19 protein-coding genes are annotated in these 22931 nt (G+C 45.3%); 9 read left to right on the top strand and 10 right to left on the bottom strand.

The features are described 5' to 3' along the window. The first annotated feature begins 3 nt into the window (after positions 1–3). The 4 genes from hutH to JCM16456_RS16385 are packed head-to-tail and all read left to right on the top strand — an operon-like array spanning position 4 to position 5635. Positions 4–1536, top strand: a complete 1533-nt coding sequence (gene hutH / locus JCM16456_RS16370) for a histidine ammonia-lyase (protein WP_068716488.1) — start codon at positions 4–6, stop codon at positions 1534–1536. A gap of 12 nt (positions 1537–1548) precedes the next feature. Next, positions 1549–2775: an imidazolonepropionase gene (gene hutI, locus JCM16456_RS16375; RefSeq protein WP_068716491.1), complete on the top strand. Its 1227-nt coding sequence runs from the start codon at positions 1549–1551 to the stop codon at positions 2773–2775. After that, on the top strand, positions 2765–3589 hold the full coding sequence (gene hutG / locus JCM16456_RS16380; RefSeq protein ID WP_068716493.1) for an N-formylglutamate deformylase: 825 nt from the start codon (positions 2765–2767) through the stop codon (positions 3587–3589). The genes hutI and hutG overlap by 11 nt, the downstream gene beginning before the upstream one ends. Positions 3590–3637: 48 nt before the next feature. Then, entirely contained in the window at positions 3638–5635 is a 1998-nt protein-coding gene (locus JCM16456_RS16385; protein WP_068716495.1) for a urocanate hydratase, read from the top strand. An 87-nt stretch (positions 5636–5722) separates the two neighbouring features. On the opposite strand, the gene JCM16456_RS16390 is transcribed toward JCM16456_RS16385, so the two are convergent. The 3 genes from JCM16456_RS16390 to JCM16456_RS23795 all read right to left on the bottom strand — a co-directional run bounded on the left by JCM16456_RS16390 (position 5723) and on the right by JCM16456_RS23795 (position 9281). Next, positions 5723–6892, bottom strand: coding sequence for an MBL fold metallo-hydrolase (locus JCM16456_RS16390; RefSeq protein ID WP_082712345.1), 1170 nt, complete (start codon positions 6890–6892; stop codon positions 5723–5725). 401 nt (positions 6893–7293) lie between these two features. Beyond that, positions 7294–8697, bottom strand: coding sequence for an MFS transporter (locus JCM16456_RS16395; RefSeq protein WP_162266550.1), 1404 nt, complete (start codon positions 8695–8697; stop codon positions 7294–7296). Positions 8698–9113: 416 nt separating this feature from the next. Next, entirely contained in the window at positions 9114–9281 is a 168-nt protein-coding gene (locus tag JCM16456_RS23795; RefSeq protein ID WP_156430428.1) for a hypothetical protein, read from the bottom strand. A gap of 64 nt (positions 9282–9345) precedes the next feature. Between JCM16456_RS23795 and JCM16456_RS16400 the strand changes: the two genes are divergently transcribed. Next, positions 9346–10239, top strand: coding sequence for a LysR family transcriptional regulator (locus JCM16456_RS16400; protein WP_068716497.1), 894 nt, complete (start codon positions 9346–9348; stop codon positions 10237–10239). A gap of 72 nt (positions 10240–10311) precedes the next feature. Here JCM16456_RS16400 and JCM16456_RS16405 read toward each other — a convergent pair whose 3' ends face one another. The 4 genes from JCM16456_RS16405 to JCM16456_RS16420 all read right to left on the bottom strand — a co-directional run bounded on the left by JCM16456_RS16405 (position 10312) and on the right by JCM16456_RS16420 (position 15497). Then, entirely contained in the window at positions 10312–11346 is a 1035-nt protein-coding gene (locus JCM16456_RS16405) for an ABC transporter ATP-binding protein (protein ID WP_068716499.1), read from the bottom strand. Further along, positions 11346–12971, bottom strand: a complete 1626-nt coding sequence (locus JCM16456_RS16410) for an ABC transporter permease (RefSeq protein ID WP_068716501.1) — start codon at positions 12969–12971, stop codon at positions 11346–11348. The genes JCM16456_RS16405 and JCM16456_RS16410 overlap by 1 nt, the downstream gene beginning before the upstream one ends. A gap of 39 nt (positions 12972–13010) precedes the next feature. Continuing rightward, entirely contained in the window at positions 13011–14024 is a 1014-nt protein-coding gene (locus tag JCM16456_RS16415) for a Fe(3+) ABC transporter substrate-binding protein (RefSeq protein ID WP_068716503.1), read from the bottom strand. 273 nt (positions 14025–14297) lie between these two features. Next, on the bottom strand, positions 14298–15497 hold the full coding sequence (locus JCM16456_RS16420; protein WP_068716505.1) for an MFS transporter: 1200 nt from the start codon (positions 15495–15497) through the stop codon (positions 14298–14300). A gap of 98 nt (positions 15498–15595) precedes the next feature. Here JCM16456_RS16420 and JCM16456_RS16425 point away from each other — a divergent pair, with 98 nt between their 5' ends. Beyond that, a complete protein-coding gene (locus JCM16456_RS16425) occupies positions 15596–16405 on the top strand; it encodes an AraC family transcriptional regulator (protein ID WP_068716507.1) in 810 nt (269 codons plus the stop codon). Positions 16406–16412: 7 nt separating this feature from the next. Here the strand turns inward: JCM16456_RS16425 and JCM16456_RS16430 are convergent, their stop codons facing one another. Then, positions 16413–17621 carry an MFS transporter gene (locus tag JCM16456_RS16430; protein WP_068716509.1) on the bottom strand — a complete coding sequence of 403 codons (1209 nt, stop codon included), beginning with the start codon at positions 17619–17621 and terminating at the stop codon, positions 16413–16415. A 74-nt stretch (positions 17622–17695) separates the two neighbouring features. Beyond that, positions 17696–17878 (bottom strand): hypothetical protein, encoded by a 183-nt coding sequence (locus tag JCM16456_RS16435; protein ID WP_068716511.1) that lies wholly within the window; start codon positions 17876–17878, stop codon positions 17696–17698. 132 nt (positions 17879–18010) lie between these two features. On the opposite strand from JCM16456_RS16435, the gene soxR reads away from it, so the two are divergent. Then, complete coding sequence (soxR, locus tag JCM16456_RS16440; RefSeq protein WP_068716513.1) at positions 18011–18451, top strand: redox-sensitive transcriptional activator SoxR; 441 nt, start codon at positions 18011–18013, stop codon at positions 18449–18451. A gap of 160 nt (positions 18452–18611) precedes the next feature. Continuing rightward, entirely contained in the window at positions 18612–19274 is a 663-nt protein-coding gene (locus JCM16456_RS16445; RefSeq protein ID WP_162266551.1) for a tetratricopeptide repeat protein, read from the top strand. Between the two features lie 78 nt (positions 19275–19352). On the opposite strand, the gene JCM16456_RS16450 is transcribed toward JCM16456_RS16445, so the two are convergent. Beyond that, positions 19353–21386, bottom strand: a complete 2034-nt coding sequence (locus JCM16456_RS16450) for a bifunctional metallophosphatase/5'-nucleotidase (protein WP_068716517.1) — start codon at positions 21384–21386, stop codon at positions 19353–19355. 599 nt (positions 21387–21985) lie between these two features. On the opposite strand from JCM16456_RS16450, the gene JCM16456_RS16455 reads away from it, so the two are divergent. After that, the gene (locus tag JCM16456_RS16455; RefSeq protein WP_068716519.1) at positions 21986–22780 is read left to right on the top strand and encodes an NPP1 family protein; all 795 of its coding nucleotides are present in this window, start codon (positions 21986–21988) and stop codon (positions 22778–22780) included. Positions 22781–22931 lie beyond the last annotated feature (151 nt).

Consider the following 22931-nt stretch of genomic DNA (forward strand, 5'->3'; position numbering starts at 1 on the left):
TCAATGCTCGAACTAACTCTAGTGCCTGGAGAATTGACGCTGGCGCAGTTGCGTCAGATCAGTCGTGGTAAAGTCAAATTGTCACTGGATCAACAAGCGATCGCAGGTATTCACGCCAGTACTCAAGTGGTGAACGACATCATCGCAGAAGATAAAGCGGTGTATGGTATCAACACCGGTTTTGGCCTTTTAGCCAATACTCGTATCGCTACTGAAGATTTGGATGAGTTGCAGCGTAGTATCGTGTTGTCACATGCTGCTGGCACTGGCGAACTGATGAATGATGCGACCGTGAAATTAGTGATGACACTCAAAGTCAACAGCTTGGCTCGCGGTTTCTCTGGTATTCGCCTCTCTGTTATTGAAGCGCTTATCACGCTGATCAATAAAGAAATCTACCCATGTATTCCGCAAAAAGGCTCAGTAGGTGCGTCTGGCGACTTAGCTCCGTTAGCGCACATGAGTGCGGTGTTACTGGGTGAAGGGAAAGCACGCTACAAGGGCGAAATTATCTCGGGTCAAGCCGCGCTAGCGATTGCGGGAATGGAGCCAATTAAACTCGCACCAAAAGAAGGCTTGGCACTATTGAACGGCACTCAAGCATCCACGGCGTTTGCGCTGGAAGGGTTGTTCCACGCGGAAGATTTATACGCTTCAGCGATTGTGTGTGGTTCTCTGTCTGTTGAAGCGGCGCTCGGTAGTCGCCGTCCATTCGATGCGCGCATTCATCAAGTTCGCGGCCATCAAGGTCAAATTGATGCGGCGAGCGCGTATCGTCATCTGTTGTCTGAGCACAGTGGCTTGGGCGATTCCCATATCAACTGTGAAAAAGTGCAAGACCCATACTCACTGCGCTGTCAGCCACAGGTGATGGGCGCTTGTTTGGATCAAATTCGTAATTCCGCCAGAACGTTACTGGTGGAATCCAACTCTGTTTCTGATAACCCATTGGTGTTTGCTGATGATGGCGACATCATCTCCGGTGGTAACTTCCATGCTGAGCCAGTGGCGTTTGCCGCAGACAACTTAGCCCTTGCGATTGCAGAAATTGGTAGCTTATCTGAACGCCGTATGGCGCTGCTGATCGACAGCAATTTAAGCAAGTTGCCGCCATTTTTGGTCAACAACGGTGGGGTGAACTCAGGCTTTATGATTGCTCAGGTCACTTCTGCCGCACTGGCAAGCGAAAACAAAACCTTTGCTCATCCGGCTTCTGTCGATAGTTTGCCTACCTCGGCCAACCAAGAAGACCATGTGTCGATGGCCACCTTTGCGGCGCGTCGTTTGAAAGACATGTCGGAAAATACCCGCGGTATTTTGGCGGTCGAGCTTCTGGCTGCCGTGCAAGGGATGGATTTTCGTACCGGATTGAAATCGTCGGAATTGCTTGAGCAAGCGCGCGCTGAGCTGCGTTCTCGCGTGCCTTTCTACGATAAAGACCGTTATTTTGCGGCGGATATCGAAAAGGCCACCGAGCTTCTTGCAGAAGCGGCGCATAACCGCTTGATGCCACTGGATCTACTGCCAAGTCTGTAAGGGAGAAAGACCATGAACCAAGAGATTCATTTTGATTCACTTTGGGTTGGCTTTCATCTTGCGACCATGGAAGACGGTCAATACAACACGGTCACTGATGCGGCCATTGGCGTTATTGGTGGCAAAATTGCATGGTTGGGCAAAGCGAACGCATTGCCCGTTCATACCTGCGATGCGAAACACGATTTACAAGGCGGGTGGGTCACACCCGGCTTGATCGACTGTCACACTCATTTGGTGTTTGGTGGTAACCGCGCTGGCGAATTTGAACAGCGTCTTAATGGCGTGAGTTATAAACAAATAGCCGAGCAGGGCGGCGGTATTGCAGCGTCAGTCAAAGCCACCCGTGAAGCGAGCGATGAACAACTGCTCGCATCTGCAGTGCGCCGTTTGCGTTCACTCCTCAAAGATGGTGTTACCACGGTAGAAGTGAAATCCGGCTACGGTTTATCGCTGGAACATGAACTCAAAATGTTAAAAGTGGCGCGTTCACTGGCTGAGCATTTTCCGGTTGATGTGCAAACCACTTGTCTTGCCGCGCACGCTTTACCTGCCGAATACCAAGGCCAAGCCGATGCGTATATTGACTATGTGTGTGCTGAAGTGCTGCCCGCGATTGCACAATCAGGCTTAGCCGATGCGGTTGATGCTTTTTGCGAAGGCATTGCGTTTACGCCAGCGCAAGTCGAACGTTATTTTCAAACCGCGCAAGGTTTGGGGCTGCCAGTTAAAATTCACTCTGAGCAGTTATCGTCGTTTGGTGGCACGCAGCTGGCTGCACAATATCACGCCTTATCGGCGGATCATCTTGAATACATGACCGAAGCCGACATTGCCGCCATGGCTAGCTCTGGCACGGTGGCGGTGCTTCTGCCCGGAGCCTATTTCACATTAAGAGAAACTCAGCAACCGCCGGTCAATTTACTGCGTGATTATCACGTACCGATGGCGATTGCGACGGACGCCAACCCCGGCACATCGCCTGTGCTATCGCTGCGTTTGATGATGAATATGGCGTGCACGCTATTCGGTTTCACTCCAGAAGAAGCGCTTGCTGGTGCCACGATTCATGCTGCGAAAGCGCTTGGTTTGGAACAAACGCACGGCTCGCTCAGTGTGGGTAAAACCGCCGATTTTATCTGTTGGGATGTCGAAAGTCCGGGAGAGCTTAGCTATTGGCTAGGTGGTGAGTTATTAAAAACGCGAGTTAAAGCAGGGGAGGTGGCGCATGTCGCTTAAGATCAACGACCCATTTTGTTTTACGGCCGGTGATAGTCCGCTGTTAGTGAGCATGCCCCATTGTGGTACGCAACTTTTACCGGGCATGGAAGAGACGCTGACCGATGCCGCGAAAAAATTGCCAGATACCGACTGGTACATGCCTGAGTTGTATGGTTTTTTACGCTCGCTCAATGTCAGTATCATCAGTGCTAACTATTCTCGTTTTGTGGTGGATTTAAATCGTCCCGTCGATGATAAGCCGCTCTACACCACTAAAACCACCGGATTATTTCCCGATATTTTGTTTGCTGATGCGCCGGTGTTTCTCGAAGGCAAAGAGCTAAGTGAGGCAACCAAAGAGCAGATCAAAGCGCAGATTTGGCATCCTTATCATCAGCAAATCGCCAGTGAATTAGAGCGCATTAAAGCTCGCTTTGGTTATGCGATTTTGTTTGATGCGCACAGCATTGCAGCGCAAGTGCCAATGCTGTTTGAAGGCACCTTGCCCGATTTCAATTTTGGCAATAATGGTGGACTTTCCTGTGCTGAGGCGCTGCTGAATAACGCCGCAGAGATCGTTAGCCAAAGCCCTTACACCCATGTCTGTAACGGACGCTTTAAAGGCGGCTACATTACGCGCCACTTTGGTCAGCCAGAGCAGCATGTTCATGCTCTGCAGCTTGAATTATCGCAAGCGACCTATTTGGCCGACTTTGCCAATACAGAAGGCCAACCCCATGACTATGTGCTCGATAGTGATAAACAGCAGCGCGTTGGCGCGGTGTTACAGAAGATCATCGCCTCGCTGCTCGCGGCAGACGATCTGGCCTAATTCACTATCGATAATCACACCTGAGTAACAAAGGATAAGGTAAGCAGTATGACTTTTAAGGAAATGATTTTAGAAGGGATCCCTGACGTTTTGCCACCGAAACGTGAGCGTAACGAGAATCTAAGCCATGCGCCAAAACGCAAAGAGATTTTAACCGCGGAAGAGAAAAAACTGGCGATTAAAAACGCCCTGCGTTACTTCGATAAAAAACATCATGAGCTATTGGCGCAAGAGTTTTATGCAGAGTTGGAAGCCTATGGCCGCATCTACATGTATCGTTTAATGCCTGACTACAAAATTACTGCACGTTCGATTGATGAGTTCCCTCATCAGTCTAAACAGGCGGCTGCGATCATGTTGATGTTAAGTAATAACTTAGATGAAGCGATTGCTCAGCACCCACAAGAGCTGATCACCTATGGTGGCAATGGCTCGGTATTCTCTAACTGGGCGCAATATCGTCTCACTATGAAATACCTCGCGGAAATGACCGATGAACAGACGCTGGTGCTCTATTCCGGTCATCCAATGGGGCTTTATCCTTCCCATCCTAATGCGCCGCGTGTGGTAGTGACTAACGGGATGATGATTCCGAACTACTCCAAACCGGATGATTGGGAGCGTTTTAATGCCCTTGGCGTGACTCAGTATGGACAGATGACCGCTGGTTCGTTTATGTACATCGGCCCACAAGGCATTGTGCATGGCACTACCATTACTGTACTGAATGCGGTTCGCATGAAAAAAGACCGTGATGCCAATAAGTTACCTATTTTTGTCACCTCTGGTCTTGGCGGTATGAGTGGCGCACAACCCAAAGCCGCCGTGATTGCCAAAACCATCGGTGTGGTGGCAGAAGTGAATCCGAAAGCAGCGTACAAACGTCATGAACAAGGTTGGGTGGATGAAGTGCATCCTGATTTGGATGAGCTGATTACTCGTATTCACCGTGCGGTGGAAGAGAATAAACCGGTGTCACTGGCCTACTTAGGTAATATCGTTGATTTGTGGGAGCGCCTTGTTGATGAAGATCTAACGGTTGACCTAGGCTCTGATCAAACCTCACTGCATAACCCATGGGCGGGTGGTTACTACCCAGTCGGTTACAGCTTTGAAGAATCAAACGACTTGATGGCAAACGATCCTGCGGCATTTAAAGCTGCAGTGCAAGCAACCTTGCAGCGTCATGTGGCGGCCATCAATAAATTGACTGCCAAAGGAATGTACTTCTTCGATTACGGTAATGCGTTCTTGCTCGAATCGAGTCGCGCAGGCGCGGACATCATGCAAGCGGATGGCACCTTTAAATATCCGTCGTACGTGCAAGATATCATGGGCCCGATGTGTTTTGATTACGGCTTTGGTCCGTTCCGTTGGGTGTGCGCATCGTCCGACCCTAAAGATTTGGATACCACTGACCAAATCGCCGCTCAGGTGCTAGAAGAGATGCTGGAACACGCGCCGGAAGAGATTCGTCAGCAAATCTCCGATAACCTGTTGTGGATTAAACAAGCCAAAGCCAACAAGCTGGTGGTCGGTTCGCAAGCGCGTATTCTTTATGCCGACGCTGAAGGGCGCATCAAAATCGCGGCTGCCTTTAATAAAGCAGTCAAAGAGGGCGTGTTGTCTGGCCCAGTCGTTTTAGGCCGCGATCACCATGATGTATCGGGTACCGATTCACCTTATCGCGAAACCTCAAACATCTATGATGGTTCAAAATTCACTGCCGATATGGCGATTCAAAACGTGATTGGCGACTCTTTCCGCGGCGCAACGTGGGTAAGTATCCACAACGGTGGCGGTGTGGGTTGGGGCGAAGTGACCAACGGTGGTTTTGGTATGGTGCTAGACGGCTCTGCTGAGTGCGATACTCGCTTGACCTCCATGCTGCATTGGGATGTGAACAACGGCATTTCCCGCCGCAGCTGGGCAAGAAACGATGGCGCGATGTTCGCCATCAAACGGGCGATGGAAATCGAACCTCGTTTAAAAGTGACTATCCCCGAAATTGCCGATGATGAGTTGTTGGATTCGGTGGTGAAGTAGCACGTTCAATAATCTTAGTTAACTCAAATAAATAGAGCCGCATGATGCGGCTCTATTTGTTGTTACGCTCCGATGCTGAGCATGAATTTAAGCGCCTTCTTCCCCTTTCCACCACTGGCTAAACTCTTGGTGTGGTTGATCTACTAAAATGGTTTCACCAATCATCGGGGTCATGAGGCGGTATGGACGCTCGCGACTGGCTTGGGTGATGCGATCGAGCGGGTCGTACCAAGTGTGATGGGCCAGTTTAAATTTGCTGTTATGAGCTGGAATCAATGCGCGAGCATTAAGGTCAACCGCTGCTTGTGCGGTTTGTTCTGGGGTCATATGGATATCGGGCCAATCTTTGTTGTATTGCCCATCTTCAAGTACGGCGATATCAAATGAACCAAATTTAGTCGCAATCTCTTTAAAGTGACTTGCATAACCGCTGTCACCACCAAAATAGAGTTTATGTTGTGCCGTTTCGATACCAAATGATCCCCAAAGCGTTTGATTACGTTTGAGCATGCGACCTGAAAAATGGTGTGACGGCAAAATGTGTATGTTTACACCGTCGGCTTTGAATGTATCGTACCAATCCCCTTCGAAGATGTATTGATCATCAAATCCCCATTGACGAAAATAAGAACCGACCCCAATAGGTGTGACAACCTGATGAATCTTAGAGGTTAGTGCATGAATGGTTGGGTAATCTAAGTGATCCCAGTGATCATGGGTGATCAGCAGGTAATCAATCTCAGGAATATCAGCCGCACTATAGACATTACTTCCCTTAAACGCGACATTGGTTTCTGGTACAGGAGAGGCGTTTTTGCTAAAGACCGGGTCAATCAAAAAGCGCTTGCCTTCCAGCTGGACGTAATAAGAAGAGTGCCCCATCCAAACGATAACATTTTGTGCCCTATCCAATGCCATTAGGTCGGTTTTTGTTGAAGGAATATCGGTCAGTGGTTTTGCATCCACATCTTTTTCAAACAAAAATCGATACATGATGCCCAGTGAGCTGCCTTTTACTGTCGGCGCTTCACTGATTGTTGGGTTGTGAAAGGCTCCGTCATAATATTTGCCTTGATAATCTTGTTTCACGACTTTGGGAGAAACGTATTGTGGCTGCTGCAAGTATCCCCAAATTCCGGCAAAAAGAGCGGATAAGGAGTAGAGGGTATACTTCACTTTCTTGCGAGAATGCTTAGGTTTTTCCTCTTGTTTATGAGCAGGGGGGTCTTGTACTAATGTCGATTTGTTGTCTTGCATATTTGAACCATTTCACCCTAATTAAGAAAGCGTTAGTACAATAGACGAGCGATGCAATGACCGCTTCGAGGCTGATGAGTGATTACCGTACAGACCCTGCCTAAGTTATTTACCACTGTGTTGACTGTTCAATGTTGATGTCAATTGATATGGCGCTGTACAGCGCATTTTTCAATGTTGGTGGCGATGTTTTATTCGCCATATTTAGCGCCAGCGTATCACTATGTGTGATGAGCTAGCGATACAGTGTAAGGGAATAGACCGGGTGAATTAATGGGGAAATTTTAATTATACTTATGAGCCAATTTAATGAATTCGCTCTGAGCTTCATCTAAGCTGCCCCTCTTTGCCAAGGATGGCAAAGAGGGGAACCATGGGCTTTACCCATGTTCTGGAAGATTTTACGACTCTTGGCTAACCACGATTCGTTTTTGGCGAAACGATTGCAGTGCGGTCGCAACCATGGCAAAACCAATCATTACCATACAACCGTAAAAGCCAACTTCGATTTGATAAGCGAGCAGTGATGTGCCTTGAAGGTGTGGTTCGTTTGCTGAAGCGTAAAGCACAGCCAATAAACTTAGACCGAACGTGCCGCCGATTTGATGGGCAACGTTGACTAAGCCAGAAGCGGCTCCGGCGTCTTTTGCGGCGACACCCGAAACACCGGCTATGGTCAAAGGACCGAGTGCTGCACCGTTACCAAAACCAACCACCATCATGGCGAATAGCATTTCATGCCAGTAATCACTTTGAGATGACATGTTAGCCAGCATCCAAAAACCAACCATGCAGCAGGCAAATGCGACTAAAGTGACACCATGGTTGCCTAATTTTCGAGTGAGTTTAGGTACGAATATCGAGGCAATAAAGGTAAAGCCTGTCATTGGTACAAAGCCTAAACCTGCCTCTACTGGTGTTAGCATCAATACACGCTGCATGTATTGCGTAGAGAAAAAGAAGAAGCTAACCATGGCACCTAAAAATAGAAAACGGGATAGATAAGCAATAGACCGCTCACTACTTTGAAATAATCTTAGTGGTAATAACGGTTGACGACTGTGCGCTTCTGTCAGCAAAAATATGCCCATCATTAGCAAACCACCCACAACAAATGTCAGTGTGGTAAAGTCGCCCCAACCTGCGTTGGATGAGTGAATGATGCCGTAGATGATGGCAGACATACCGATAGTTGACGTTACCGTACCAACAATATCGAACTTGCCTGTGTGACGTTCTGTTTCTGCCAGTAATTTATTGGTGGCAATAAACAATACAATTCCTGTTGGGACATTAACAAGAAAACCGACTCGCCAAGAAAGAAGTCCCGCAAAAAGGCCGCCTAAGACTAATCCGGCTGTCGCGCCGATACCTGCAGTCGCGGCATAGTAAGAGAGGGCTTTTACTCGTTCTTCTCCCTCTTTAAAGTAGGTCGAGAGTAAGGCTAATGTCGTTGGAGCCAATATTGCAGCACTGCCACCTTGTATAATACGAGCGACGATCATAGTGCTTGCTGATGGTGCTAAACCAATCACAAACGATGAAATGGTAAACACCAAAATGCCGAAACGAAATACTCTTTTTCGTCCCAAGATGTCACCTGCGCGAGCCCCAAGCATTAACAGGCTCCCAAAGGTCAGTGTATAAGCATTTTGAACCCAAGATAGACCAACTTGGGTAAATCCTAAAGATTCTTGGATTTGTGGTAATCCGGTAATAACAACGGATGTATCCAAGAGGATCAGCAGATACGTTGCTAAGATGATGATCAATGCATTGTTCTGCGATTTACTAAATTCAGCCATAAAAGTTGCCCTCATTGAAAGTGGCGCTAGTTTACTTGCGTCGCTTTGATGCATTAAGTGGGTAAATCCAAATAGACTTATTAGAAAAATTAATTAATCAAGTTGAAGGTATGCGCACCCCACCTCTCAATCTTACTTTCTATCTTGTCTATGTATTTATGAGTCAAACTAATAAGGTCTTTATCTTTTAGCTGGATTATTAATGAATCTGTTTTTTTTATAATCCATCAAGGAAAGTGGCGTTTTGATGTGGGTTGGGCGAAACACAACGGCTCTCTTTTGGTGAGGTGTATTTCGCAAACCTTACGTTTTACTTTGTTATACCCAAGTAACCTCAAGATGCGGTTTCAGCGAGAATGTATTCGCTCATAGGCAAGGCACTGATTTGAATACATAGTTATTCTTTGAATACATAGTTATTCTACGTAGAAAATCGGTAACGCAGCATAGGAGCGAATACAACTCGCCCGTTGGGAGCTCATCAACAAGCCCATTTCTGCGCCCAATGACGTTGAAAGGGAATGACCATTCCTGCCGTCATTGAGCTTGACCTGTGCTCGTTGATGAAGCTCTGAAGTCTGCATCTTGAGGTCATTTGGGTATATTTGGGTATATATTTAAATCAAATTCTAAAAAGTTAATGAACCTATGAATAAAAACTACAACGATTTGCTCGCCTTTGTCACTGTGGCACGAGAGGGCAGCTTTACTAAAGCTGCTGGACAGTTAGGCGTTTCTCAATCTGCTTTAAGCCATACCGTTAAAGGGTTGGAAGAGCGGTTGGATGTGCGTCTTTTGCATCGTACAACGCGCAGCGTCTCTCCGACAGAAGCGGGAGAACGATTGTTACAGTCTGTTGGTCCTAAATTAGCGGACATTGACCGCGAATTAGAAATGGTCAATGAGTTTAAATTGCGTCCGGCAGGAACTATTCGTATTACCGCTGCTGAACACGCTTTAAAAACCATACTGTGGCCGAAGATAAAGCAGGTTCTTAAAGAATACCCTGATATCACAGTTGAGATCAGTATGAACTATGGTTTTGTCGATATCGTCGCAGAGCGATTTGATGCCGGAGTGAGGCTTGGAGAGAGTTTGGAGCAAGATATGATTGCTATCCCTATTTCTCCTCGTTTGCGCATGGCGGTAGTTGCAACGCCTGAGTACTGGGCAAATCATGGTAAACCCGTCACACCTCATGAATTGGTTAATCACCGCTGTATTAATATTCGTTTGCCCACTTTAGGCGGGGTTTATGCGTGGGAATTTGAGAAAGACGGCAAAGTGATTAACGTTAATGTTAAAGGACAGATAGTGATTGAAAGTTCCGTTAACAGGCTGGATGCGGCTCTTTCGGGTCTCGGTATTACTTATGTTCCGGAAGATATGGTGATGGAATCCTTAGCTGATGGGAGTTTAGTGCGCGTATTAGAGGAATGGTGTCCTGAGTTTGATGGGTATTACTTGTATTATCCAAACCGCCAGTTATCTTCTCCAGCCTTTAAAATTTTGGTAGATGCACTACGCTATTCATCGCGTTGATGTTGTCAAAGGCAGAGCTTTCTTTCACAGAAAGCTCTTTGATTACGTGATTGACAAACTTCTGCCAAACCATCAGCTTGGGAAGGCATAAACCCCTTTAGAACATATGTTGATGGCAACATGATCCCCCACTGATAGGGGTTCTAATGAGGTTGCTATTAATCGATTCCCGTCAACATTGACTATGTAATGGCATTGATCGCCTTTAAATTGCTGTTCTTCAACTTGCGTTTCTGCGCCGCTATCTGACTGCAAAATAATACTGTAGGGTCGCATCAACAATACACATTGTTGTTCAATAGTGAGCGCCGATGGTGAATCCGCCTGTACGGTTCCTAGTGACGTTAGGTAGTCATTGTCTCTGGATTTGGTTGCGGGTAGATAGCTGCCTCCGCCTAAAAAGTCTGCGACAAATTTGCAAGAAGGGTGATGATACAACTCACTGGCGGTGCCGAACTGCTCTATTCTGCCTTTGTTCATCACCGCCATTTTATCTGCAAAAGCGAAGGCTTCTTCACGACTATGGGTAACGAAGATCGCCGTGACGCCTTGGCGTTTAAAAATATCGCGAATTTCTCTTATCAGCTCGTGTCGTACTTGGGTGTCGATATTGGAAAAAGGCTCATCAAGCAGCAATAAATCCGGTTGGTACGCCAGTGAGCGAGCAATGGCAACACGTTGTTGTTGTCCACCTGATAGCTGGTGGGGATAGCGGTCGGTATAGCCATCGAGTTGTACCAATGTCAGCATTTGTTCGATACGCTGTTTTTTCTCTTGAGCCGTGACCTTTCGCAAACCAAAGGCAATATTTTCGCCAACAGTGAGATGAGGAAACAAAGCATAGTCCTGAAAAATCATGCCAATATTGCGTTGCTCTGGAGCTACTTGGGTGCACCCATCATCAAGGAGATGATGATTGAGTTTGATGGAGCCAGATTTAATGGGTAATAGCCCTGCAATCGCTTTGAGTAATGTGGTTTTGCCACAGCCACTGGAACCGAGTAAGCAAATGATTTCTCCCTTGTTAACCGTTAGGGATAAACAATCGAGCACGGTTTGATGTTCGTACTGACAGCTTAAATTTGAAATGGATAGAGTGTGATTCATTAGTGAGCCCTCTCCAATGAACGATTAACAATGAGCAGTGGGATTAAGCCAACTAGAACCAGAAGTACGGCGGGCAGTGCCGCCAGTTCTAATTGTTCATCAGAAGCAAAGTTATACACATAGGTTGCGAGTGTTTCAAAATTAAATGGCCTCAGGAGCAAAGCAGCATTAAGCTCTTTCATCGATTCAATAAACACCAACAAAATGGCGACAAGAATCCCTCTTCTGATCATGGGGAAATGTACACGCCTTAGCATCTGTGTTTCATTACACCCCATGGTACGACTGGCCATATCCATAGAAAGAGATACTTTACTTAAGTTGCTTTCTACGCTCCCGATAGCAACAGCGGAAAACCGGACTACCATGGCAAATACGATAGCAAACATAGAGCCAGACAGCACAAGTCCAGGTTGTTCGAAGTGCATCATTTGTGCAATGTCATTGATCCAGTGATCCATTTTTAAAATCGGTGATAATACGCCAATAGCCAGTACTGTGCCTGGGACCGCATAGCCTAACGAAGCTGCGCGCATAAAAAATAGGCTGTGTTGTGAGTTGTGTAATCGATTTGTGAAGTTCACCACGATAGCGACAAATGTCGCCAAAAAAGCCGCGATAACAGAGATCTTTAAACTACTCAAAGCGTAAGTCTTGAATTCTGATGTCCAACTTTGAGTAAAGTAATCGTAGGCATAACTTGCTAGCTGCAGAAGAGGAAGGATAAAGGCGACTGACACGAGTCCCCAACACCAAAGTATGGCTCCGATTTTTTGCCAGCCACGCAATTCATAGCGCACATCCTCACGGCTGGTATAACTGGTTTGAAACAATTTTTGTTTGCGTCGGCTATACCGCTCACCACTGAGGAAGAGAACGATCACGACGAGCATAATTGCGGATATTTTTGCCGCAGCTCCCAAGTTTGAATAACCTAGCCAAGTATCGTAGACCGCAGTCGTGAGTGTATTTACCGCAAAATAGCTGACGGTGCCAAAATCGCCCAATGTTTCCATGGCGACTAAGGACAAACCAACGGCAACAGCAGGACGGACTAGAGGTAGAGAAACGCGGCGAAAACTTTCAAAAGAAGAACAACCAAGAAGCCGTGCTGATTGAAGTAAGCTGACATTTTGCTCCATAAACGCGGAGCGAGACATCAGATAGATATAAGGATAGAGCACTAAGGCTAGAACATATGTGGCACCGAAAAGGGTGCGGATATCAGGAAACCAATAGTCAGATGCTGTCCACCCTGTAATACCTCTAAGCCACTGTTGGATGGGGCCTGAATAATCAAACCAATCGGTATAGATATAACCCACAATATACCCAGGCATCGCGAGGGGGAGAACTAAAGCCCATTGGAGCCATTTTTCTCCGGGCACCCGACACATTGCCATGAGCCAGGCGGATGGGACTCCAAAAAACAGTGAAAGCCCCATCACACCAATCACCAGTAATAACGTATTAAGGGTGTAAGTTGGGAGTACGGTAGCAAAAAGGTGAGAGAACAGATCTCCTGCCTCTTCTGTCGAAAGATAGAAGAGCGATACAATCGGTAGAATGAGCAGCAGGGCAAACATTCCGCTACCACATAGCCAAAAATAGCGTTTGAACATCATGTTTATGGCTCTCTCACGTGCGCATTAAAACTCGCTTTTTTACAAATCAAACTTCACTTCATCAAGAAGTTTAACTGCTGTGCTGTGATACTTAGCTATCTCTTCTAAAGGTATCGTATCCGCTTTAAACTCACCCCAAGATTGCACGAGTTCTGAGCGTTGTACACCTGGCTTTACCGGGTATTCATAGTTGACTTCAGCGTACATTTTTTGTGCTTTTGAATCAGTTAGGAACTCCATCAGCTTCTTGGCGTTGTCATGGTTTGGCGAGTACTTTGCCATTACCATGCCACTGATATTAACGTGGGTTCCAGTTGAGTTTTGATTGGGGAAATTAATGTAAACCGCGTCTGCCCATGCTTTTTGTTTCTCGTCATTGAGCATTTTTCCAAGGTAATAACTGTTACCTAAAGACACGTCACACAGCCCTTCTTTAATGGCTTTGACTTGGGCTCTATCGTTTCCTTGAGGCTTACGAGCAAGATTGGTTTTTACGCCCTCCAGCCATGCTTTAGCGGCGGCTTCTCCTTGATGTGCAATGATGGATGAAACCAGAGATATATTGTAAGGATGCTTGCCAGAACGAGTACAGATCTTTCCTTTGTATTCAGGTTTAGCAAGGTCGCTGTAGTTGAAATCGCTGCCTAATTTACCTAGACGATCGCGAGAGGAATAGACACTGCGTGTGCGCACCGTAAGGGCAAACCATTCATCAGAACTGTCGCGGTATTGTGCTGGTACATTGCTTTTAATTATGTTGCTGTTTAACGGCTGGACTAAATCTTTATCGACTAACTCGGTCAATAGGCTGATGTCTGTCGCCAACACTACATCGGCAGGGCTGTATTTGCCTTCCTGCTTCATTTTCTCTGCCAGTCCTTTTTTGGCAAATTTAACATTCACTTTAATACCCGTTTCCTTGGTGAATTCATCAAACATAGGCTTTACAAGAAAAGGCTGGCGGTATGAGTAAACGTTAACTTCGTTGGCTGCAATGACTGAAGGACTAATCAGCGTTGCAGATATCACTGAAAGAGTGAGCAGTTTTTTCATTGATGAATCCCCTAATGCATATACGTTTATTAGTAATGATAATAGTTATCTATAATGTTAATACATAATTACGATAACGATTCGCATTGAGAGGGATAATGCGCTCTTTTTGTAAAATTCCCTCTAAAGTGTTGCTGTCGCGGTATTTATGACAATCTAAGTAGCCATTAGAAAGTTTTTGATTTTACTCGCTTTTTAATAGTTAATGATAAAAAGAAACAAGCAAAGGGATCGCTTTGCTTGTTTCTTGTCATTACGCGAAAAAGAATGCAGTTATGCCGGTGCGACGTCTAAATGAATGGTGCGCGTACGTCCGGCTAATGCGCCATTAAGCAGCATGGCGAGTGACAACAAAGTGGCGGTGAGCAACATGGCACTCCAAGAATGGGTGAGGTTATGCAGCGTGCCCACAAGCGTTGGTCCTAACGCTGCCAGCAAGTAACCAACACCTTGCGCCATTCCCGAAAGCTGTGTGGCTTGCAAAGTGCTCGTGGTGCGAAAGCCAATAAACATAAACGCTAATAGTATGACGCCACCTGACCCTGCGCCAAAGCAAGAGACCCAAATAGCGGCTTCTTTAGGTGCGATCCAAAGACCGATTAAACCAACGCTGATCAGTGCGCTCATGATAATTGCGACGATGACTTGGTTCTTCATCCTGCTCACTATTGGGCCAAGAAAAAGCCCAGGTAGAGCCGATGCCATCTGCATCAAACCATGTACTGAACCTGCTTCCAAAGTTGAAAAGCCTGCGTCTGCCAAGATGGAAGGTAACCAAGCAATTAATATGTAATAAAGTAAAGAGTTGATGCCCATAAATAGAGTGATTTGCCACGCCAGTGGTGACTGCCAAATGGGCTTATTGTCCTCCGTCGACATTGCTGGTTTAGCGTGGGAGGTTTGCGCATTTAGTTGAGTGCACCAAACAAGCGTTGCCAATATGGGTAAGATCATGGTGGAACCTAGTGCTACTTGCCAGCCGCTCCAAAGCTCGAGCGGCACGATGGTAGCTGAAGCAACACCTGCGGATACGCCCATAAACAGACCACACAGACCCGTGGTGTTTGCCACTTTATGCGGGAAATTTTGTTTCACCAGACTCGGAAGTAGTGTATTCCCCACAGCGATACCCACCCCGGTCAGTAATGTGCCCAAATACAAACTAGAAACCCAACCTAACGATCGAATTACGATACCCACTGTAATGATGGCCAATGCGGTTAACAGAGTGGTGTTAAGACCCAGCTTCTTCTCTAACTTGGCTACGAAGGGTGAAATAACGGCAAAGCATAACAGTGGTAGAGTCGTCAGCAGCCCAGCTTGATACGCCGAGAGGGAAAAAATAGATTGAATGGTATCGAGTACGGGCGCAATGCCGGTAAAGGGGGCGCGCAGATTGCAGGCAATCAGCAGTAAGCCAATGATCAAAAACAGTGATGACAAGGCCTTCTTGTCAGTCGCTTGATGGTTCATTTAAGGGACTCTTGGTCGAAGTAACTGTTGTCACCTTATCATTTGTCGCATGGTGATAATTTTTATATTATGACAAAAAATCGCTAAATTATGACAATATGTTCAACGACAAATCTTCTTTACTCGAAACCATCAATCAGTTTGATCATGGGCATCATGGTTCGCCCGTGATTGCACTGCGCGAAAACGTAAAAGACAAGCAGAGTGAAGTGCCTATTCATCAGCATACGATGGGACAGCTTGTGTTCGCGTTAAAGGGCGGAGTGACCTGTCAGCTACCGCAATCCACAGTGATCGTGCCACCACAATGTGCGGTGTGGATTCCCAAAGGCGTATTACACCGAGTTAATGCCACTGCCAATGCGCAAATTTGCTATCTGTTTGTCCGTCCAGACATGGCGTCACTGCCTCAATCCGGTTGCACCTTGTCTATTTCGCCGCTGGTTCGTGAACTGATTTTGGATATGAGTGAACAGCCTCATGATTACAGTGACGACCTGAGTGTGGTTCGTAAGGCATTGGTGTTACTCGAAGAGCTGGGCAAAATGCCGATCGAGCATCTATCTCTGCCCAATCCCGATGATCCTCGCTTGAAAAGGATCGCCAAAGAGCTGTTTGATAATCCTGCCGACCGCCGCACTTTAGCCGAATGGGGAATGGCCGTGGCGATGAGTGAGCGTTCGCTAGCACGACTTTTTAAGCAAGAAACTGGCATTACTTTTGGTCGTTGGCGTCAGCAGTTGCACCTGATTATCGCGATGCACCAGCTGTCAGAAGACTACCCAGTGCAGCGCGTGGCTGACTATCTGGGTTATCAGTCGGTGACTGCCTTTATCACTATGTTTAAAAAATCGGTCGGCAAACCACCCGCGCAATATTTTGCCAAACTGAAACAGTCGGAATCTTAGCTCTTTATTAGGCTTGCGCCGGGCTGATATTGAACTCAGGATTTTTGAGTAAACGCATCATGACGATCACTGCCGTTGCCATCACCGCCGCAGCAAGGTAAAAGCCAAGTTGTGTGATGCCAAAATGGCTTAAATAAGCTATCGCCACATAACTGATGCTTTGCGCGAGTGTGCTGAACATTTGCAGCATGCCATCGGCTCGTCCGCGCTGTTGGATATCTATCACATGGTGCATCCAATTGGTGCGAGCAATCCGATTTAGTGCGTTGAAAGTGCCAAAGAAAAAGGTGAACGCCAGTAGTATTTGTGGGTAAGGGGAAAGGCTCATGCCCAGTAACATAACACTGGCTATGCTCATCGCGCCAATCATGATTTTTGGGTGTGAGCTTAAGCCGAGTAATCTTCCGACGAGAAGTCCAGTGACTAGCGACCCCAAAGCAAAGGCGATGTTGTATCCCGCGAACCAACTGCCTGATACGCCTGTTTCTGCAAACCAAATAGGCACCAATTTACTTAGGAAAGTGAGAATGGGATAGCTCAATGCCGACAGCATCACAAAGGCAAAAAAGCGCGGTTTGCGGGCAATAATGGTTCGACTTTCTTTGATTTGAGTGACAAAAGAGCTGGCAATGGACTGGCTAAGTCGGCGCCGGTAAGGGGTGACGATGTAGCTGATACTGGCGATAGTTGAAGCTAGCGCGGCAAGACATGAAAACTCAAACATTCCCCACATTTCTAAAAGCATCACGCCCAAAGCGCCCGAGCCAAGGGTGGTGGTTTGCATGATGATCTCTTGTTTTCCTGATAGCGCAGCGTATTCGTAAGGTTCAAAGTTTTCTTGGGTAAAGGCGCCATTGCTTGACCAGCCTAGGTTATTTGAAACCCAAAAAATCAGTTGTGCCGCTGCCAATATCCATTGAGATTCAATCCCTAATCCATAGGACGCCGCCACCAAGGCTGCGGTGGTGGCTTGTACTACTTGTACCCAAATCAACAACTGTTTTCTCGAAAAGCGGTCAATAAAAGTAGCGAAAACAGGTGTAAGGAGAAACGATAAAACCGTGCAGGTGAGCGCCACCATGGCCACAAACGAGCCCATGTTAGGTTTTGATAGCATCATCCAAGGCACTGCCATCATAAACATGCCGGAGGATATGCCATCAAAGAACAGACCTGTGAGATAAGGCCGAGTACGCGAAGTGAAGGTAATGTCCATAGTGTGATTCCGTTGAGAGTGACCAAAGTCGTTGATAAGTAATGAGATGCGAGGTTAAACATTTATTTATGTTGCTATGGCTGCATCAAAGCGTGAACACACCCCCATAAGAACGAGATAACACCGAGCAAAACGGCCAGTTTCCCTATACGCGAAATCATTTGCGCCACTGGGCCTTGCTCCTTTACGGCAATGAGCACCAGGCCCTGCTCGTTTTTGTTGAGTAGTGCTTTCACCAAGTCAAAATACATAGTCATGTTTGATCCCTAGCCTTACGCTGCTTCCATATGTTGAATCTTTACAGCGAGTTAATGTTGAGGTTATGGTGGAAGCCTAATTCCTCAAGTTAACTTGAGGTCAAGGGATAAATGGCAAAATGGAGAGAGTAAATGGAAATGAGTGTGGGCCAAGTGGCGAAGCGTTCAGGCGTAAGTGTCGCGACATTGCATTTTTATGAGTCAAAGGAATTGATATTTAGCCATCGCACAGCAGCAAATCAGCGGCGCTATAGCCAACATATCCTGAGACGTATCGCGTTTATTAAGGCTGCGCAGAATGTGGGGTTAACGCTTAATGAGATTGCCGATGCGCTAGAACAACTACCTAAACACCAAGCACCAAGTAAGGATGAGTGGGAACAGTTAGCGCGATCGTGGAATGAGCTTCTCGAGATGCGGATTCAAAGTTTAAAGGCACTACAAACCCAATTAGGGAGCTGTATCCATTGCGGTTGTTTATCTTTGGAGCGTTGCGCACTTTATAACCCTAATGACACAAAAGGTGTATTCCATAGTGGGGCAGCATTGGTTAATGTTAAACATATCGATTAAGCCGACTACCTCACTGGCTTGAGTCGATTTAATCGGAAAGTCCCATCGATATATTAGGGTTGTCATTGCGCCGTCATAGGCTGTTTTTATTATCGTATTCACGATGCAGTGGATCAGGTCAGTTATGAAATTGAATTTTCTAAGCTTTGGGGAAAAGTTGATGCAGCGGAATGTAAACTACTCTCCGAGAGTATGTCGGCTTATTGTGGCGTTAAGTATTGTATCCGCTACACCTTCTTTTGCGGCAAGCAGTTCTACCCAAGCTATTGATACTTACCCTTATGAGGTTCAATGGTCTCAATGCCAGTACAAAATAGAGAAAGAGCAACAGCCTCAGTGTTTCACTAAGTTAGTTGAAGATCTACACCAATTGCATAATCAATATCCAGACAATGCAGATATTCAGGCGCTATGGGGAATTAACATTGCTTCTTTGGCTGGGGTGTCGGGATTATCTAAGGCGTTAAAGTTAATCAGGCAATCAAAAGAGGTGATAGAACAAGCGCTTGAAATGGACCCAGACGCGTTGAACGGTGCACCTTATGTCACTTTGGGGGCGATGTACTATCGTGCACCCGGTTGGCCTTTGAGCTTTGGTGATGATGAGCAAGCTAAGCTACTTTTAGAGAAGAGCGTTGAGCGTAATCCTAATAACAGTTCAACATTGTACTTTTATGCCGATTATCTTGCGTCCCAAGGGGAGAAGAAAAAGGCCGTTGAGATATTGCAACGTGCTTTAAGTTTGCCAATCAATACTAAATATAAAATCGGCGATATAGGAAGGCGAGAGGACATCAAAGAATTGTTAGCGTCATTGCAGTGAGTCGATAAAACCGGACTGTTTGAGCAAGATGATATTAATAGAAAAACGGGATCAACTGATCCCGTTTTTTGCGAGTCATTACAGGCTATCTTGACGAACGATGCGCTCATCTGTTGCTGTTGAATCCGCTATTGTGTCGCTAATGGTGTAAGGCGTGTCGGCATCTGGATAATTTGTCGCAAGGTATTCAGCGAAAGCATCCTGCTCGGTGCCTTCTGAAGCAAAATTAGCGAGGCCAGGATCCGAACCGTTCATATTATCTTTTAGGTACGTAGCGTTTGAGCATTGGCTATCAACCATCGTACAGGTAAATGGATAGCTATCACCCCCTTCAACCAAATAGCTGAGTGTCACCATTTTAAAAGTGCGTGACGAGTCACCTTGCAAGCTACCATTGCTTATCACAGTGTCATCGTAGCTACCGTCTCCATCTGTATCGACAGCCAGTGTTTGTACTCGAGATCCTGCGCTGAGTGTAGCATCAAACTCAAACTGCATACCGGCAATTTGTGGGAACTTACCGCCACCATAACCGCTGGCATCATCAGGATCGATCTCAGATACACTGTGTTCTATGAGCGTTTGCAATTCCGTTGCTGTGACGTCGACGATAGAGAGAGCGTTATTAAATGCGAGAGCCGATTGCAGGTCATACTGCGAAATATCTCCCGAAAGCTTGTTGGCTGCTGGGTAGGCTTGAGTTGGGTAATATTGAACGTCTGAAGCGCTCGTTGATCCCGCAGGAATTTCAGAATAACCGATTGCGGCCCGGATACCACCGCCATTTTTAAGTGAAATGACGACATTAGAATCAACTTGCTTGGCATACCATAAGTTTGCATCAGCAGTTAGGTTGCCTAAGTTCGTTTCTTCTGAGCGGACTTGAGATTTTATCCCATTTAAATACACACTCGAATGACCAAGGATGTTACTTTCTGCGGCAAGTACCACATCATTGACTGCACTGACTATGGCATCAACGTCATCATTATTGGACCCATTAAGGTTGGCAACCATATCATCATCACTAATATAAGTGCCACTTTCAGTAGGATTAATCGTGCTCGCTAATAAATCGCCTTCCTCATTAAATCCAACCACAAGGCGGCCTAAATATTTGTAATCGCCATCTACGTTTACAATAGCGATATCGTTATTGCCATCAGCACTTTTGTACATTAAGGGATAGGTATCTGCAGCGCTATCACCGTCCCATAGTCGATCATTTTCATCTGCTAATAGAGTATTTGAACCGCCGGCAACAATGATATCCACATCATTTAATAGTCCAGCAAGCTGTTTTTCAAACTTAATATTTTGCATATGCGCAAGTAAGATGACTTTATTAATTCCTGTTGCGGTCAGTGCGTCTACTTCTGTTTGGATAATCGCAGCAAGTTCTGTGGTTGAATCGTTTTCTGGTAATACCGTTGCATCATCAGTTGACGTAATATCATCGTTAGTTGGTGTAGTTGCACCAACAATTCCAATGCGTTCACCATTGACGACGATAATAGTGCTTGAGGTTAGGCTATTTGGGATGGTATTGGCATATTGGCCAGAGGAAACAACCAGCGGTGCACTATTACTGTCATTAGAGAACACCATATTACTGCTTAAATAAGGAAATTGTGCGCCAGGGTAGTCGTTATAATAACTTCCTGTTGCTGTGGCGGAATTTATGATTGAAACAAATTCGGCAATGCCGCCATCAAGATCGTGGTTACCAACTGCGGATGCTTGTAACCCCATTGCATTGAGTATAGCTATATCGGCACGTCCAACGCCCGGAACACCTATACCACTGACGTTAGCCATTGATTCATCTGCGGCAGCTTCGTAGCGAGAGCCTTGAATATAGTTATCTCCAGAGCTTAGAAACAAAGTATTTTCTGGATATTGTGCTGTGAGTGATAAAACATTGCTCGCTAAGTTGCCAGCATTAGCAAGTGCTGTCGCATTAGAGCCATCCATGTCTGCTAGGTGAAGTAGTTGAAGTGTAAAAGCACTCTCATCATCATTATCTTGACAAGCGGTTAACGGCATAATAATTACGCCCGCGATGATCAATGATGTAATTTTGTTTTTATTAAATCTCTTTACCAGTTCCATTGCTTTCCTCATTGCTTTCATGCGAAATAGTAGGTAATAGAGCATGCCGACGTTACGTGACTATTTTTTTACAGAATGGTGATCAGATTAAATTAATGTAAATTTCCTTTTTATTTCTTTGTGAATGCTTCACTTTTATTATTGGTATTTATCTAAAATGTAACTAATTGTTTCATTTTGTATTGTCAAATACCAAACCTTTTGGAAAGCAGGTCGCATATTTTTTATAGATTTCTTAATACGAACAGTAAATTTCAGGTCCGTTTAAGGGATGGGTTTATGTTAGTCATAGGTTATGATTTTTCTAATTGATTCAAATTTATGAGCAGTATTTCAATATCGTAACTGAAAATAGAATTTGAGAATGGAGTAGATATTAATTAAATAGTACTTCGTTCTAATTAATTATATTTATATTTCACTATTGATTTATTTAATAGTAACTATTTATGTAACTTGGTGGTTGGTTCAAGTTATATTATTTATTTTCATTAAAGTGTCATGTGAGTGCTTTTAACTAATTCGATATCAAATACATGTTGTAATACTTTTTAAATTTATGCTTCGGCTCATTCACGATGTTTCACGTAGGAGAAAACATGAAATTAAGTACTACTGGTCTACTTTGCTCTTTGGCATTATCTGGACTTTCATTACCTGTTTATGCCCATAATTTTGCCAAACTTGATCAAGCGTTACCTAATAATGTCGATGCTTCTTCAATCGCCCCTGTCTTCGATTTTGATACTGATGGATGTTTGCCTAGTGCGGGAATTAGCCGTTCTGGAGCAAGAAACGGTGGGCTAAAACCTACGGGTTCAATTACAGGTGGTTGTCGTAGCTCCAATTTTCTTGACCTTTCTAATACCTACCACCGTTATGCTTGTATTAACCAAGGTGGTGACCAATATTGTGCGCATTTCTACGCGCTCTACTTCCTGAAAGACCAAATCTTAGATGGCATTAAAAGTGGTCACCGTCACGATTGGGAAAATGTTGCAATTTGGACCAAAAATGGTTCCGTTACGCACGGAAGCTATAGTGCTCATGGTTCGTTAACCACTAAAACATTCTCTGAATTAGATAAAGAGGGTAATCACATTAAATTTGTTTACCATAAAGATGGTGTATTGACTCATGCAATGCGCTTTGCGAAAAGCGGAGAAGGGGCAGAAAATAATTATGGTCGATTTGTAACGCCAGATATTGTTAGCTGGTACACCATGTATGGCGATGGTGTATCTAATAGCGATTTACGTTATAAGCTCAATACCTACGATTATGGTAAGGCGAATGTGCCAATGAAAGACAGTAACTTCCTCACAAATATTAATGAGGGTAAACCAAACAATTACCCTACATTCACCGATAGCAGTATCACTTCTTCAAATTGATTTTGTGTAGCTAATGATACTTATTGTAATGGGGCATAGAGATATGCCCTTTTTTATTGAGTCATTCTATTGATTAATTCCATTGCTAAGTGCATTGATATTTTGTTTATTATCATCAGAAATAAGGCGCTTTATAGTGGTGATAATCTTT

The sequence above is a fragment of the Vibrio tritonius genome, assembly GCF_001547935.1.
Lineage (GTDB): Bacteria > Pseudomonadota > Gammaproteobacteria > Enterobacterales > Vibrionaceae > Vibrio > Vibrio tritonius.